Origin of the sequence: Pseudoalteromonas sp. B160 (assembly GCF_037162485.1) — a bacterium.
GTDB classification, from domain to species: Bacteria; Pseudomonadota; Gammaproteobacteria; order Enterobacterales; family Alteromonadaceae; genus Pseudoalteromonas; species Pseudoalteromonas rhizosphaerae.
The window spans coordinates 2,504,484-2,520,199 of the sequence record NZ_JARLUX010000001.1 but is presented as its reverse complement, the minus strand read 5'-3'; the positions used below and the strand labels follow the sequence as shown (position 1 = coordinate 2,520,199).

8 protein-coding genes and 3 pseudogenes are annotated in these 15,716 nt (G+C 41.4%); 3 read left to right on the top strand and 8 right to left on the bottom strand.

What is annotated here, in order from left to right; translation table 11 throughout:
• Positions 1-160: 160 nt before the first annotated feature.
• The 3 genes and pseudogenes from hpf to tkt all read right to left on the bottom strand — a co-directional run bounded on the left by hpf (position 161) and on the right by tkt (position 3,196).
• On the bottom strand, positions 161-517 hold the full coding sequence (gene hpf, locus P4S61_RS11725) for a ribosome hibernation-promoting factor, HPF/YfiA family (RefSeq protein ID WP_145235189.1): 357 nt from the start codon (positions 515-517) through the stop codon (positions 161-163).
• 181 nt (positions 518-698) lie between these two features.
• A pseudogene (gene ppnP, locus P4S61_RS11720) lies at positions 699-1,011 on the bottom strand (pyrimidine/purine nucleoside phosphorylase).
• 193 nt (positions 1,012-1,204) lie between these two features.
• Positions 1,205-3,196, bottom strand: a complete 1,992-nt coding sequence (tkt, locus tag P4S61_RS11715; protein WP_337118306.1) for a transketolase — start codon at positions 3,194-3,196, stop codon at positions 1,205-1,207.
• Between the two features lie 272 nt (positions 3,197-3,468).
• On the opposite strand from tkt, the gene metK reads away from it, so the two are divergent.
• Complete coding sequence (gene metK / locus P4S61_RS11710; protein WP_337118305.1) at positions 3,469-4,620, top strand: methionine adenosyltransferase; 1,152 nt, start codon at positions 3,469-3,471, stop codon at positions 4,618-4,620.
• 391 nt (positions 4,621-5,011) lie between these two features.
• On the opposite strand, the gene P4S61_RS11705 is transcribed toward metK, so the two are convergent.
• The 4 genes from P4S61_RS11705 to P4S61_RS11690 form a co-directional block, all read right to left on the bottom strand.
• Positions 5,012-5,425 carry a diacylglycerol kinase gene (locus P4S61_RS11705; protein ID WP_442961560.1) on the bottom strand — a complete coding sequence of 138 codons (414 nt, stop codon included), beginning with the start codon at positions 5,423-5,425 and terminating at the stop codon, positions 5,012-5,014.
• A gap of 56 nt (positions 5,426-5,481) precedes the next feature.
• Positions 5,482-7,470, bottom strand: a complete 1,989-nt coding sequence (locus tag P4S61_RS11700) for an LTA synthase family protein (protein ID WP_337118304.1) — start codon at positions 7,468-7,470, stop codon at positions 5,482-5,484.
• 161 nt (positions 7,471-7,631) lie between these two features.
• Entirely contained in the window at positions 7,632-8,303 is a 672-nt protein-coding gene (locus tag P4S61_RS11695; RefSeq protein ID WP_337118303.1) for an START domain-containing protein, read from the bottom strand.
• Positions 8,304-8,334: 31 nt separating this feature from the next.
• Positions 8,335-9,855 (bottom strand): CYTH and CHAD domain-containing protein, encoded by a 1,521-nt coding sequence (locus P4S61_RS11690; protein ID WP_337118302.1) that lies wholly within the window; start codon positions 9,853-9,855, stop codon positions 8,335-8,337.
• 215 nt (positions 9,856-10,070) lie between these two features.
• On the opposite strand from P4S61_RS11690, the gene P4S61_RS11685 reads away from it, so the two are divergent.
• Positions 10,071-10,670: a TIGR04211 family SH3 domain-containing protein gene (locus P4S61_RS11685; protein ID WP_145235175.1), complete on the top strand. Its 600-nt coding sequence runs from the start codon at positions 10,071-10,073 to the stop codon at positions 10,668-10,670.
• 485 nt (positions 10,671-11,155) lie between these two features.
• On the opposite strand, the pseudogene P4S61_RS11680 reads toward P4S61_RS11685, so the two are convergent.
• A pseudogene (locus P4S61_RS11680) lies at positions 11,156-11,637 on the bottom strand (winged helix-turn-helix transcriptional regulator).
• 169 nt (positions 11,638-11,806) lie between these two features.
• On the opposite strand from P4S61_RS11680, the pseudogene putA reads away from it, so the two are divergent.
• Positions 11,807-15,611 (top strand): annotated as a pseudogene (gene putA / locus P4S61_RS11675) (bifunctional proline dehydrogenase/L-glutamate gamma-semialdehyde dehydrogenase PutA).
• Positions 15,612-15,716: the final 105 nt, after the last annotated feature.

Here is a 15,716-nt window from a genome sequence, read left to right as displayed (position 1 = left end):
TACTGCTGACTGCATCTGTGTACTTATTACTTATGGTTAATAATAAGCAAGTTACAGCGTTTTAATTAAGAAATAAAGAGTAAAGCGGAGGTTTAGAGGACTAGTCCTTTAGATGTAAATCGCTAGATCCTAGTTGCCTAAGATCTAGCGTCTTTATTATTTAACGTAGGTCCATTTCTTGAATAATTTCATGAGCAATTTCAGGTGTAGTGCTCACCGGTTTTTCATGTAAATTGGCTTTAATTTGGCCTTTACGATGCTTTAGTGCTGCATCGAGTTTTTTAGCCGCGTTTGCAATAGCTGGATAAAGAACTTCGTTCTCACCTTTAACGGATAAACGCGCGCCTTCGTATATGGTACTGATTTCTGCTTGGAGCTTATGATGCTCTTTTGAAAGAATGATATCTAGTGCGATCAGAGATGGAAAATGACTCGCAATTTTTGAAAATTTTTCGTTGATGTGCTCTCTAATAGAGTCAGTAACGTCAACATGGTGACCAGAAAGATTAATTTTCATAGGGTATCCTTTTTTATGTTACCTCATAACTAGTATTGGGGGCTATTTAGATTAACACAAGGCAGAAAAGCATAAATATGAAATTTATTTGTTATTACAGCTGATGTAGATCAATTTAGTCACATTAAATATGCAAAAGCCCGCGCATGGCGGGCTTTCAGCGTGACACTTAATTTGTATGTTAAGTATACGAACAACAGTAATCAGCAAAGTCAGTCACTTTTACTTGAAAGGTAACGTTAGCATCAACATTAAAAGACTCCCCTGCTGACATCGTTTGCCATTTCGTCTCACCAGGGAGTAATACATCCCACTGGCCGCCGTTTAATTCCATCAATTCTTTTTTGCTCGTAGCAAATTCAAACTCACCTAGGTTGCATAAAACCTAACGTTTTAGTGCTGCCATCAGCAAAAACCACGGTACGACTTGATACTTTACCGTCAAAATATACGTTCGCTGTTTTAACAACACTTACATTATCAAACTGAGACATCCTCACTCCTGTTCTTTGATTTATAATTTAACTGCGACCACATTGCCTTAAGGACGCATAGCATGCAAGTGTAGTGATGTGAAAAATACTCATGGGCATCTGATAGCTGACGGCTTAAAGCTTACAGCTCTGTATAAAAAAGCCCGCACTGCGTTTAACACAGTGCGGGCTTTTTACATTTTAACCTTTAAGGTTAAAACAATTCGTTTGCTTTGTTTACGATGTTTTCTACCGTGAAGCCAAAGTGCTCAAACAGCTCATTAGCTGGTGCTGACTCACCAAAGGTGGTCATACCTACTACAGCGCCGTTTAAACCTACGTATTTATACCAGTAGTCAGCAATACCTGCTTCTACGGCTACGCGGCGTGAAACTGCAGCTGGTAATACACTTTCTTTATAAGCAGCGTCTTGTACATCAAATACATCGGTCGATGGCATAGAGACAACACGTACTTTTTTACCTTGCTTACGCAGTTGCGCGGCTGAATCTTGTGCTAATTGCACCTCAGAGCCAGTTGCGATTAAGATAAGCTCAGGCTCGCCGTCACAGCTCAGCACATAACCACCTTTTTTCACGTCGCTTAATTGCTGCGCTGAGCGAGTTTGTTGCTCAAGGCCTTGGCGAGTAAAGATAAGTGATGTTGGACCATCTTGGCGTTCAATCGCTTGTTGCCATGCAATCGCAGACTCAACTTGGTCACACGGGCGCCAGTTAACTAAGTTTGGCGTTAAACGCATGCTAGCAATTTGCTCTACTGGTTGGTGAGTTGGACCATCTTCACCTAAACCGATTGAATCGTGGGTGTATACAAAAATGCTTGGCACTTTCATAAGTGCAGCCATACGAACAGCATTACGTGCATATTCCATAAACATTAGGAAAGTTGCGCCGTAAGGAATAAAACCTTTATGCAATGCAATACCATTCATAATCGCCGACATCCCAAACTCACGCACACCGTAATAGATGTAGTTACCGCTGGCATCATCGCGTGTTAAGCCTTTAGAGCCTTTCCAAAGAGTCAGGTTAGAACCGGCTAAATCAGCTGAGCCGCCCATAAATTCAGGCAGTAATGGACCAAATGCATTCAGTGCGTCTTGCGATGCCTTACGTGATGCTGGGTTTGCTGGATTTGCGTCTAGTTGCTCAATATATGCTTGTGATTTTTCAGCCCAATCTGCTGGCAACTCACTACTAGTACGGCGTTTAAATTCAGCAGCTAGTTCTGGGTGTGCAGCGGCGTACGCGGCAAATTTTTCATCCCAGTTAGCTTCAAGTTGTTTACCCTTTTCTTTGCCATCCCATTGTGCATAAATATCAGCTGGGATTTCAAATGCTTCACCAGTCCAACCAAGGAACTCGCGTGCTGCTTTGATTTCGTCTTCACCTAGTGGTGCGCCGTGACAATCATGGCTACCTGATTTATTTGGTGAACCATAACCGATAACTGTTTTACAACAAATTAGTGTTGGTTTGTCGGTGATGCTGCGTGCTTCTTCGATGGCTGCGCGGATAGCGTCTGAGTCATGGCCATCAACGTCACTTACTACATGCCAACCGTAGGCTTTAAAGCGTGCAGGTGTATCATCGCTAAACCAACCTTCAACTTCACCATCAATTGAAATACCGTTATCATCCCAAAACGCAACAAGCTTACCTAGGCCTAATGTGCCGGCAAGTGAACATGCTTCATGAGAAATACCTTCCATTAAGCAACCATCGCCTAAGAAAGTATATGTGTGGTGATCAACAATATCGTGACCTTCGCGGTTAAATTGCGCGGCTAATGCTTTTTCAGCAATCGCCATACCTACCGCGTTAGTGATCCCTTGACCAAGTGGGCCCGTAGTAGTCTCAATACCTGGCGCATACCCATATTCTGGGTGTCCTGGTGTTTTTGAATGCATTTGACGGAAGTTTTTAATTTCCTCAATTGGTAAATCATAACCACTTAAATGCAATAGAGAATAAATAAGCATTGAACCGTGGCCATTGGAAAGTATAAATCGATCTCTATCTACCCACTCTGGATTTGTTGGGTTGTGGTTTAGATAATCGCGCCATAGTACTTCTGCGATATCAGCCATGCCCATAGGGGCTCCAGGGTGGCCAGATTTGGCCTTTTGTACTGCGTCCATTGATAAGACGCGAATAGCATTTGCAAGTTCTTTGCGAGACGGCATGGATTCTCCTACCTTTACTGTATTTGCGCTGGTTATTGTGTGTATTCATTTGAAGATCCATTCTTACTTATTGTAGGGGCTGTATGCAATTAAAAACCTGATTAAATTGGGCATTATGAATTTTTTAAGAACAAAAAGTTATTAGTAATTTTATTTAGACGTCTAGGCGTAAAAAAACTATGCAACTATCGTTGTTTTAGATAAAATACGCCCCTAAATTTTTTAGCGCTCTTACCGACGTTTGTGAAGCGCAATATTTGTGAGCAAAGACAATGGCAAAACATTTATTTACTTCTGAATCTGTTTCTGAAGGTCATCCGGATAAAATCGCGGACCAAATCTCTGACGCGGTACTAGATGCCATCTTAGAACAAGATTCTCATGCCCGTGTTGCGTGTGAAACTTACGTAAAGACTGGTATGGTTATGGTTGGTGGTGAAATCACTACTAGCGCATGGGTTGATATCGAAGAAATCACACGTAAAACTGTACGTGAAATTGGCTACACTCATTCTGATATGGGTTTTGATGCAGACTCGTGTGCAATTTTAAACACGATTGGTAAGCAGTCTCCTGACATCAACCAAGGTGTTGACCGTACTAGCCCAGAAGAACAAGGCGCTGGCGACCAAGGCCTAATGTTTGGTTACGCATGTAACGAAACTGAAGTATTAATGCCTGCACCAATCACTTACTCACACCGTTTAGTGCAGCGTCAAGCGCAAGTACGTAAAAGCGGCGAGCTTAACTGGTTACGTCCTGATGCAAAATCACAAGTTACTTTTGCATATGAAAACGGCAAGCCAGTAGGTATTGACGCAGTGGTACTTTCTACTCAACACAGTGAAGACATTTCACAAAAAGATTTAGTAGAAGCTGTGATGGAAACAATCATCAAGCCAGTACTGCCTGCTGAGCTTATCACTAGTGCAACTAAGTTTTTCATTAACCCGACTGGCCGTTTTGTAATCGGTGGCCCAATGGGTGACTGTGGTCTTACTGGTCGTAAAATTATCGTTGATACCTATGGCGGCATGGCTCGTCATGGTGGCGGTGCATTCTCTGGTAAAGATCCATCAAAAGTTGACCGTTCAGCTGCGTACGCTGCACGTTACGTTGCTAAAAACATCGTTGCTGCGGGCCTTGCTGACAAATGTGAGCTACAAGTTTCTTACGCAATCGGTGTTGCAGAGCCAACGTCAATCAGTGTTGAAACATTTGGTACCAGCAAGCTTGAAGAATCACGTTTAATTGAATTGATTCGTGAACACTTTGACTTACGTCCATATGGCTTAATTAAAATGCTTGATCTTGAGCGCCCAATTTATCTACCAACTGCAACTTACGGGCATTTTGGTCGTGATGAATTCCCTTGGGAACGCACAGATAAAGCAGACGCACTTCGCGCAGCAGCTGGTCTTTAATATCAGCCTTTATGTAAATGTAGAAAAAGCGCCAATTGGCGCTTTTTTTTATGCCTGCTGATTATATTGTTGTAAATGCCTAGGTTATTGTCGCGAGGTAAACTCGCTGCTACCAGACATAGGCGCGGGTTTACCCCGCGCAATTAAAGCTAGGTTCTAGAAAGTGATACCAATCGTGTTAAGTTACTGACCATTTATAGCGACAGATAAATACAGTGATAACAAGGCGTAAATTTTGACATGTAGTTGTTCTACTTGAAAAAATTATAACGCAGTTAGCGCTTTATTTAGCTCGCTAGAATGGTTAAATATTTAAGTCGATTGGTATAACTAGGAGCTTGGGCGTGTTCGAAGCTTGTCGCTCAAAGCCAGTGACGTTTTACCTAACTTCCTAACCTATACCTATCAATGTAATTATCTTTTCATACCCAGCCACAGCCCATACAATAAATAACACTATCAGTGCTAATGTCACAGCCGCTGAAGCAATATCTTTCGCTCGCCCTGATAACACATGATATTCAACACCGACTCGATCTGTTAATGCTTCAATTGCTGAATTTAGCAACTCAACAATCAACAATAACAAAAAGCTGATTATAAGTATCACCCAGTGCTGTAATGATTGCGCTAGCCAAAATGATAATGGCAATAATACAAGCCCTAGCGCAAGCTCATTACGAAAGGCCGACTCTTCCTTAAATGCGGCTTTAAAACCTTTAATTGAGCATTTAGTTGCTTTTAAAATACGCCCAATTCCTATGCCGTTGGGTTTGTTTACTAAGTTAATTTCTGGTTTAGTCATTTTATGATCTTTAGCGTGTAAGTGTTGCTTATCGGGTGATGGGTAAAACCATTACCTTAATCCATGCCTTGAGTTAATAACTGCCAAGCTGTCGCCATATACTGGGTATATGCTTGCTCTGTCTGTGCATCAATTTCAACAAATTGCGATGGTGTTGTCGGTAAAAGCTGAGTTTTATCCCGCTCATTGACCCTATAATACTCATAAAGTGCCGATAAATCACCACGCCAAAGCTGCTCATTGTGACGTATTGTTTGAAAACCAAATACCCTTCGATCTGGCGCTGCATTAAATAATGATTGTCCCATGCTATAAAACTGAGTATTTGCTGGCGCAATTAAATCTAATAATGTTGGAGCGATATCCATATGGCTTGCCACTTGTTGTGCTGGCACTAAATCTGCGCTAACACCTTTGCCATAAATCACCATCGGCACATGGGTTAACTCATATAAATTTGGACGCTTGTGAAAGTTACGACGACTATAATGATCCCCTGTAATGACAAATAATGCATCTGGATAGCGTTGCTCCATCTTAGCCACAAACTCACCCAGCATTTTATCTGCATACCACAAGTGCCCTAATACATACGGATCTAATAACTCCCCTTCTAATCTATTTATCTCTGCAAGGTAATCTGCAACCGACTTATAAGGGTAGTTATATTTGTCTAAATCGAGATTAAACGGTCCATGATAACTACCAGAGAGAATCACATTAAAACTTTTCTGTGTGGTTTTTTCTGCCACTAAATCAAATAACTGACCATCATCAATGCCCCAGACTCCTGCACTACCTTTACCGCCAGCATCGGTAGCTGAATAGACCTTATCAGCACCTTGAGATAGAACGTACTCACCGACATTCTGCCATGATAATAAACCACCATAAAAAAACTGGCTGGTGTACCCTAAATGCTCTAATTGATTAAATAACGATAACTTGCTGCTTGGTTTTTGTGGCCCAATCAAACTCATATTAACCCCTGCATAAGGGATCCCAGATACAATACTGGATAGCGAATTCATAGTACTGCTAGCTGCAGGTAAAACGTTATCTAGGTAAATACCTTTACTAGCTAGATTTTTTAACTGATTGGTTAAATTAAGCGAAGCATACTTCTGTTGTAACGGCCAAGAATCATAGCTTTCCATAACAATCACGAACACGTGTGACGGTGCAGCTAACAAAGGTGCTGTAGTATATTGACTCAATGCGTTTAAAGGTAAGACATCAAGCACTGAGTTATGATTTAAATATGGATTTTCGCCGTCTACGCCATGACTTTGTAGATCGTTGTAATCTTTAATGGCATATAAAAAGCTGCGAAATGGATTGATCACTAAATTATTAATAAATGGGTCCGGCGTTACCGCAGACCACTTCCGTGAAGCCGGACGTGACTCAAAAGAACCTCGAATAGCACAGATAAATAACACCACTATGATGCTAATTAACAACGTACGCTTCCATTTACAGTCAGTAAAAATGCGTTGTAAAAAGCTATTCGACTGCTTATCAACGCGATGACATAACTTAAATGCAACCACTAACAGTGTAAATAACCCCAGTAAACTTCCCCATGGCCGATATTGTTCAATCACGGTTAAAGCAATTGCTTGCTGATCATCGTGCAACCCTTCAAACATAAAATAATTGAATTGACTGCCGTACTCTGAAATATACGTAATACTAGTTATACAGAGTAAAATAGCGACTACAAAAAAGAGTTTACCTGTAAAGTTACGCACCATTCTTACCCAATGACCTAAGCGCATCGGCTGTAAAATACAATTTAATAAAAAGGGGATGCTAAAACACACACCACTGGCTGCTGAGTCAAAAGCAAATCCTGTTTCTAAGGTGTTTAAAATGACATCAAGATCTATTGGTGCAGTGATTCGGTCATGAAAGTAGACTAAAAAGAAAATCCGAAAGCTCATAAACAATAAAACACCCGCTAGCCATAATGTAGCGATGCGCCAACTTTCGTTAACAAATGAAAACCAACGGCTTGAGCCTGCAAGTGATGAAGCTAACACTATACTGTCCTTAAAGTAGTATGTTCCCAGAGCGGGAATATTACCGATTTAAGTTACAGTAACAATATTTTTGTAATTATTTGTAATAAATATTTAATAAAAAAACAGTAACAAGAAATTAACTAGCCATCTAGATTATGTCGATTGTTAGCATTAATACGCTATTGTTTATTGGTATGACTACAATTGCCAACTTGGCTTACTTGCTGATCTGTTTGATAGGTTTTATTGATTAAGCGTAATTTAAGAGCAAGCAAGGTATGCATCGCACTTTTTAATCCCACTTTATTGCTTAGCCAATAAGGAATTGCACCACCAGGGTTGGCGTATATTTCATATGTTATGGTTAACAATGATTGCCCTTCACTGCTATGCTGGGTTAATAACCAATGTGCTTTTAGATCTATGATACGGATCACAGCTTGGCGCTTTGCAAGCTCCCCTGTTTTTGCTGTAATCGTTAACTTAGTCTGGGTGCCGTTCAGTTGTTGGTAGCATGAGTAACTAACCATATCGCGATCAGCGAGTGGCCACGGCGACTCAAACTCGGTATGTACAATAGTTTCTGAGGGGCTTAGTCGTTCCAACACTTTCACATGGGTAACATTATCAATCCATAACGGCGCGCTGTTAGTATCACTTAGCAATGTCATAAAGTCATTGGCCGTGACACCTTCAATAGTGATCTCAGCCTGCACTTCAAAAATACCATTGTCATGTTTTTTGTAGTACACACTTGCACCATCATGCTGTTTCCAGAGTTGCCAATGCTGAACATCACTGAGCGCATCGGCACTAAAGAGCAGCATTAGTAATAAAACCCGCCGTACCATGTGTATTCCCTATGTACTGGCTTAAAGGCGATTACTGCCAGTAAGGTGATATTTTATATGAAGCTAAGCGGCTTTGTTCCATTGCGTCGACCAAGAATTCAGACTTTCTTTCAAGCCAGCTTTGAATTTTTGCCAGCTCTTCATCATCTTGTCCTGCACATAACTGCTTTAGATACTCAAGCGTGCTGAGCTCGTACATGCCGTGTGAAATATCTAACCATGGAATACGAAACTCACTGCGTTCATCTTTTTCAAATAACGAACCTAAACAGTTACCACTGAGTAAGCTGTTTTCTAAACGCATGCGTAAATCCAAGTAATCCTTAACTGTCAGTGTTTTTTGTTCTGGAAGTAATTGATGAAGGTCTTGCCAATCTTTTTCAAATAATCGATTAGCAATCTCAGCGACTGGTTTTTCAGCTGCTTGAAACTGTACTTGTCCCCAACTTTTACGCCATTGCTTATCCACCAGCCAGGTGGTTAAAGACAATAATAAGCGGTTATAGCGAGCGCTATGAAACAACCGATTAATATCATCAATACTTGGCTGTAGCTCTTTTAAGTCATTAATAACTTGCGTTAACTCAGGTGCACTGTTGATTTTTTTATAGTATGCGTGGCGCTTAGAAGTATATGTTTTTAGTTGAATCGCGTTTTCAACCCATGCTAACTCACTTAACAGCCATTTTAGCTCGGTGCGTAATAGCTCGGTGGTGCTTTTATCAACAATATCGTCAAACAACCAGAACGTATGACGGATTAAACTAATACCATCGGTCACTCGTTTCAGAGTTTTTAAACTCGGTTTATCGAAATAACACTGTTCATGTTTTTGTACAAAACGAATACCAAAGCCAATTGCGGCTATAAGTGCTTGCTCTTGTGTTGCATATTTAGGTAACGATACAAAGCCAATTGATTTACTTGGCTTAAGTGGTTTTTCATCCGCAAGGCGATAACCACGAGCCGCTTTAGAATATAACCCTAAACGAATATTACTTTGACTCACTAACTTATCAGCTAAAGCAAATAATTCATCGCGGCTGCCTTCAACCAGTTCAATTTCAAGCTCACAAATTGGCTCCATCAAACCCGATGCAGATACTTCGCCTTTATCTAACACGACCTCAATTTTAGCGCCACTGTCGGTTTCAATAAGCCAAGTACGACGAATAAAGTTAGTACTAAAAATAGGATAAAGATTAGCGGAAATTGCACTTGTTTGCATACCATGCGGCCAAATACTGGCATCAAATGCAGTTATATTTGGTCGGCTACTTTCCAGCGGTAAATTATATTCAGGTCGTTGATGCAACCCGCCCATAACTTCTCCAGCAAGCTTGATAGTTTGCTCACATTGATTATCAGCACAGCGGGTACGAAAACCGATATCGAGCGCTCTTAATTCACGGCTTGGCGTGTCAAAATAAGCATTTTGTAAACTACGCGAAGGTTTATTAGTAACCGTTTTTGCAAATTGAGTAATTAACGCGGGGATCAGTGGGATTACGGCGTCTGACACCAAAAACTTCAGTTCTATCTCAGTATCCATTAGGCTTGAGGATTACCTTTAAAATAAATAAGAGCTCAAAATAAACAAAGCTGCTCAACATTGCAAATTTTTTAGCTTATTTGAATCATGAAACAGCTGCCATGATTACAATATCAGTCTTGCTATTAGGGCGCTAAATCCATACTATCTCAATACTTAACTATGAATAATACGATTGCTGTCCCACAGACGGTTACATTAACAGGGGTAGATTGATGTTTAAACATTCTTTATTAGCTTTGCTATTCGCGGCGGCCGCATTTATGAGTCACGCAGAAGAAAGCAATTCAGCTAGCGATGCAAACACCGCTTATATAGTCGATAATCTTTATACATTTATGCACTCTGGCGCGAGTAAAAATTACCGCATTGTTGGCTCTGTTGATGCTGGTACAAAATTAACCCAGCTATCTGCTGAAGAAAATGGCTTTGTTAAAGTTATTGATGATAAAGAACGAGAAGGCTGGGTAGAAGCTAAATTTGTTTCTAAAACTCCTGGTATTCACCAACAATATCGCACGCTCAGTGCTGAAATGGCATCAATGCAAGAGCAACTTCGTCAAGCACAAATTGAATTGCCGCAGCTGCAAGAGCAAAGCCAAACTTTAACTGACCAAAATAGTGCTCTATCAGAGCAGATTACTAAATTAAAAAGTACCTTAGAAGTTGAACGCACTGAAAAACAACAAGCCGGTGCAAAAGAAAAACGTCAGCTACTAACTTATGGCGGAGCAATTGCCTTCATAGGTCTATTTTTAGGTATTATTTTGACTATCGTATTATCGCGCCGTAAACGTTACGACGGCTGGGCTTAATCGATAACCACTATATTTGATATTAAAAAAGCACCCTTGGGTGCTTTTTTAATGCGTGGGGTAAACCCGCGCCTACGTATTGGTAGCAGCGAGTTTACCTCGCGACTGTTTATACCTTTACACAAACAAACCTATTTAACCACCGAGGGCACAAAGGCGCTGCGCGCTACACAGAAAAACCAAAGTAAAAAATCACTTATTTCTTCTCTGTGAACTCTGTGTTCTCGGTGGTGAATTAATCACTGACAGAACTTGAATCTATTGCGCGGGGTAAACCCGCGCCTACGCATTGGTAGCTGCGAGTTTACCTCGCGATAAAGCCCATTATTTACCACTGAGGGCACAGAGGCGCTACGCGCTACACAGAGAAACCAAAGTAAAAATCACTTATTTCTTCTCGGTGGTGAATTAATCTCTGAAAGAACTTTAATCTAATTGCGTGGGGTAAACCCGCGCCTCACGTATTGGTAGCAGCGAGTTTAAATTTAAGTATCGAGTCTGAGCCCAGTGTCTTGTTTAATTTTTTCGATCACCATATAAGTGTGGTGCGTACCAACTCCGGTATATCGACTAAATCACCAAGCACTTGACGGTATTCATCCATATCCGAAACCCGAATCTTTAATAGGTAATCATAGCCACCAGCAACCATGTCGCACTCAACAACTTGCTTGATTTTTAAAATATGTTCACGGAACACTTTAAATACCGCAGTATTTGACGTCACTAACGACACTTGCACATGCGCGACTAAGCTTTGATTAAGTTTGGCTTCGCTCAACTTGGCAAAGTAACCTTCGATATAACCTTCTTGTTCAAGCCGTTTTACTCGATCAAGACACGGGCTGGGACTTAAGTTAACCTGCTTTGCGAGGTTAACATTAGAAATTCTGCCGTTTTTTTGCAGAACGTCTAAAATTGCTAAATCGATACGATCGAGCATGCGTAATCTATTCGGACTTGTCATAACAGAATTTTATGCGGATAAGTTTAAAGTATGCCCTGTAAATTATCGTAAAACGCTAAATTTAACCAGCATATTCTGCTGGATTTTAATTAGAATGCACGCATTACGTACATAAAAATCGGGCAGCGAAATTTTTAGCTGCAAGACTCCATACACCAGAGGGTTGCTTATGTTATTTGACGGCGATTTGACAACAACGTGTCCAATCAGACAAAAAATCCGTGACTTTTATCGCATTGACGAAAATGCTGTAATTGATCATATTTTACCGCTTGCTGAAGTAGGCGTAAAAGCTCGCAGCCGTGCTTGGGAACGTGCTCGCCAGATAGTTCACACTATTCGTCGCGATCAAGATGGTCAAAGCGGTGTTGATGCGCTACTTAATGAGTTCTCACTCTCTAGTGAAGAAGGTGTGGTATTGATGTGCTTAGCTGAAGCATTGCTTCGCGTGCCAGATAAAGCCACTCAAGACACGCTAATTCGCGATAAGTTAGCCAAAGGCGACTGGAGCTCTCACTTAGGCAGCAGCGACTCACTATTCGTTAATGCGTCATCTTGGGGTCTATTAGTGACCGGTAAAATGGTTAACTACACTGATAAAACCAAAGAACAGCAGTTTGGTGTACTGAAAAAAACCATTGGTCGTTTAGGCGAGCCGGTTATTCGTAAGTCAGTAAACTTTGCCATGAAGATCATGGGTAAGCAGTTTGTTATGGGTCGTACAATTAACGAAGCCATCGAACGCGCAGCAGAAAAAGAGCAAAAAGGCTATGTATATTCATACGATATGCTTGGCGAAGGCGCTCGCACCATGAAAGATGCACAGCGTTACTTTAATAGCTATATGAATGCGATTCATGCTATTGGTAAAGCGGCAAATGGCCGTGGCCCAATTAAGAGCCCTGGTATTTCAGTGAAACTGTCTGCGATCCATCCTCGTTATGAGTTCACTCATAAAGAACGTGTCATGAACGAAATTGTGCCTAAGCTTAAAGAGCTGGCCATGGCAGCTAAAAGCTACGATATTGGCTTTACTGTTGATGCTGAAGAAGCTGATCGCCTTGATATTTCACTTGATGTAATCGAAGCAGTATTTAGTGATGATGACCTAGCTGGTTGGCATGGTTTTGGTTTAGCTGTGCAAGCGTATCAAAAACGCGCAATTTTTGTGATTGAATGGTTAACTGAGCTTGCCAGCCGTGTTGGTCGTAAAATGATGGTGCGTTTAGTTAAAGGTGCCTACTGGGATACCGAAATCAAAACCACACAACAAGATGGTTTAGAGCACTTCCCAGTATTTACTCGTAAGGCAACAACCGACGTATCTTACAAAGCATGTGCTATCAAAATGCTAGAAGCACGTGATGTACTTTATCCACAGTTTGCAACCCACAATGCCTACACTGCGGCAACAATTTTAGAAGTTGCTAAAGGTGATAACCAAGGTTTTGAATTCCAACGCCTGCACGGTATGGGTGAATCATTATTCGACCAAATCGTAACTGAAGAAAAAATTCAGTGTCGTGTTTATGCCCCTGTAGGTCAGCACGAAGATTTATTGGCTTATTTAGTGCGTCGTTTACTTGAAAACGGTGCTAACTCATCGTTTGTTAACGCCATTGTTGATACCACTAAACCTGTTGAATCGTTATTACCGGATCCGGTAGAAACACTGCAAGGTTTGCGTAACAAGTACAACACGCAAATTAAGATGCCAATTGATTTATACGGCGCTGAACGTGCTAACTCAAAAGGTATGGATTTAACCGATATCAATGTGATCACGCCATTCAAGGAAAATCTTGATAACTGGTTTGCAGAGCACCGTATTAGTGAAAGCGATATTCCTGAAGGTTCAATTGCAGTTAAAAACCCAGCCAATCATCAAGAGATTATCGGTCATATCAAGCTACAAAATAGCGATGATATGCTCACTCTACTAAGCAATGCAGAAACCGCCTTTGAGTCGTGGTCACAAACGCCAGTTAAAGAGCGCGCAAACCTATTACGCCGCATTGCTGATATTCTAGAACGTCATCACGACGAACTTGTGGCTATCTGTATCAAAGAAGCCGGCAAAGTAGCACAAGATGGTATTGACGAAGTACGTGAAGCGGTTGATTTTTGTCGCTACTACGCTGCTCGCGCCGAAGAGCTAAGTGAAGATGAGCGTTTTGAAGCCCGTGGTGTGATTTTATGTATCAGCCCATGGAACTTCCCACTAGCAATCTTCTTAGGTCAAGTTGCTGCAGCAATCGTAACTGGTAACACTGTTATTGCAAAGCCAGCTGAACAAACTAGCTATATTGCACTGCGTACTATTGAGCTTATGTTATCTGTTGGTTTACCAGAGCATGTGGTACAGCCTGTTATCGCACGTGGTAGTGAAGTAGGAAAAACCATTGTTCCTGATGAACGCATTCAAGCGGTTATGTTCACAGGCTCTACTGAGACCGGTACCATCATTTCTCAAACACTTGCTGCACGTAATGATCTTCAAGTACCGTTGATTGCCGAAACAGGCGGTCAGAACTGTATGATCGTAGATTCAACAGCACTGCCAGAGCAAGTCGTTGACGATGTGATCAGCTCTGGTTTCCAAAGTGCTGGTCAACGCTGTTCTGCACTGCGTGTATTGTTCATTCAAGAAGATATCGCAGATAGCGTAATTGAAATGATCAAAGGCGCGTTAAAAGAGCTACACATTGGCGATCCATCATTACTATCAACCGATATCGGCCCTGTAATTGATGAAAAAGCCTTGAAGAACTTAAACGAACACGTTGAGTACTTAAAAGGCAACGCAACACTGCATTATGAGTGTGATATTCCAGATAACAGCGAAAACGGAGCGTATTTCTTTGCGCCACGTTTATATGAAATCAAAGATCTATCTGTACTGAAACGTGAAGTATTTGGCCCATGTGTGCATATCATTCGCTTTAAAGGCACAGAACTTGATAACGTGATTGACCAAATAAATAACACTGGGTTTGGTTTAACCATGGGTATCCATTCACGCATCGAAGAGCGTTGTGAATACTTAGCAAAAATGTCGCGTGCCGGGAACGTCTACGTTAACCGTAATATGATTGGCGCGATTGTTGGCGTACAACCGTTTGGTGGTCGTGGTTTATCTGGCACCGGACCTAAAGCAGGTGGCCCTAACTACTTAACTCGTTTAGTTAAAGAAAAAGCATCGCCTGAAAACGTACAAATGACTAACTTGACGCCAGACGAGCTTGACACTCACCACTATTCAGGTGCTGCTGAGCAAGTCGAGAAGTTAATGGCAAATTCAATGCGCGATGAAAAAATTTGGCGCGCAACACCACTGAACGATCGTGTTTCAGCGGTACGTCAGCTATTAGCTAAAGTTGCCACAGTCGATATTATCGATGAACTAGCCGACGATTTAGCATTAACACTTGCCGATGCACGTGCCCAGCTTAATCGCCTTGAAAAGCACATGCGTAAGTTTACTACTTTGCCTAGGCCAACAGGTGAATCAAACACCCTTCACCTTGAAGCGCGTGGTTGTGTGGTTTGTTATGCAGATAAGAGTACCTCGTTTAACTTCTGGGCTATTTCGATCATCACAGCTCTTGCTGCTGGTAATACCGTGATCACCGTAGCATCTGAGTTATTCTATGACGAAGCGGTAGCCTTTAAAGATAAATTTATCTCAACTGGTATTGCTGAAGGGGTATTCCAAGTAGCTAAGCCGAATCAGTTACAAGCTATTTTGGCGCACCCTCATTTAGCAGGTGCTGTTGTTGCAGCGCGCTCATCGCGCTTAGGTTACTTCCAGTCAACAGCTGGCACAACGTAAAGGAGCTATCTTGCCAGTGATCAGTGCTGAGTACTACGACACGCTAATCAAACGCTTAGTAACAGAAAAGACCATAAGTATTGATACAACTGCTTCGGGCGGTAATACATCACTAATGACTTTAGTTGAAGATGACGAGTAGAGTTTAAGTAGATATTAACAAAGGGCGCTAATTAGCGCCCTTTTTACTACTTATCCAGTAAAAAGTTTGCTAGTTTTGTAGTACGTTATTTATTATGAAGTAAAC

Excerpts from the sequence above, each read along its gene's own strand:
- hpf (WP_145235189.1), bottom strand. The coding sequence starts at position 517 with ATGAAAATTAATCTTTCTGGTCACCATGTTGACGTTACTGACTCTATT.
- metK (WP_337118305.1), top strand. The coding sequence starts at position 3,469 with ATGGCAAAACATTTATTTACTTCTGAATCTGTTTCTGAAGGTCATCCG.
- P4S61_RS11685 (WP_145235175.1), top strand. The coding sequence starts at position 10,071 with ATGTTTAAACATTCTTTATTAGCTTTGCTATTCGCGGCGGCCGCATTT.
- P4S61_RS11705 (WP_442961560.1), bottom strand. The coding sequence starts at position 5,425 with ATGACTAAACCAGAAATTAACTTAGTAAACAAACCCAACGGCATAGGA.
- P4S61_RS11690 (WP_337118302.1), bottom strand. The coding sequence starts at position 9,855 with ATGGATACTGAGATAGAACTGAAGTTTTTGGTGTCAGACGCCGTAATC.
- P4S61_RS11695 (WP_337118303.1), bottom strand. The coding sequence starts at position 8,303 with ATGGTACGGCGGGTTTTATTACTAATGCTGCTCTTTAGTGCCGATGCG.
- tkt (WP_337118306.1), bottom strand. The coding sequence starts at position 3,196 with ATGCCGTCTCGCAAAGAACTTGCAAATGCTATTCGCGTCTTATCAATG.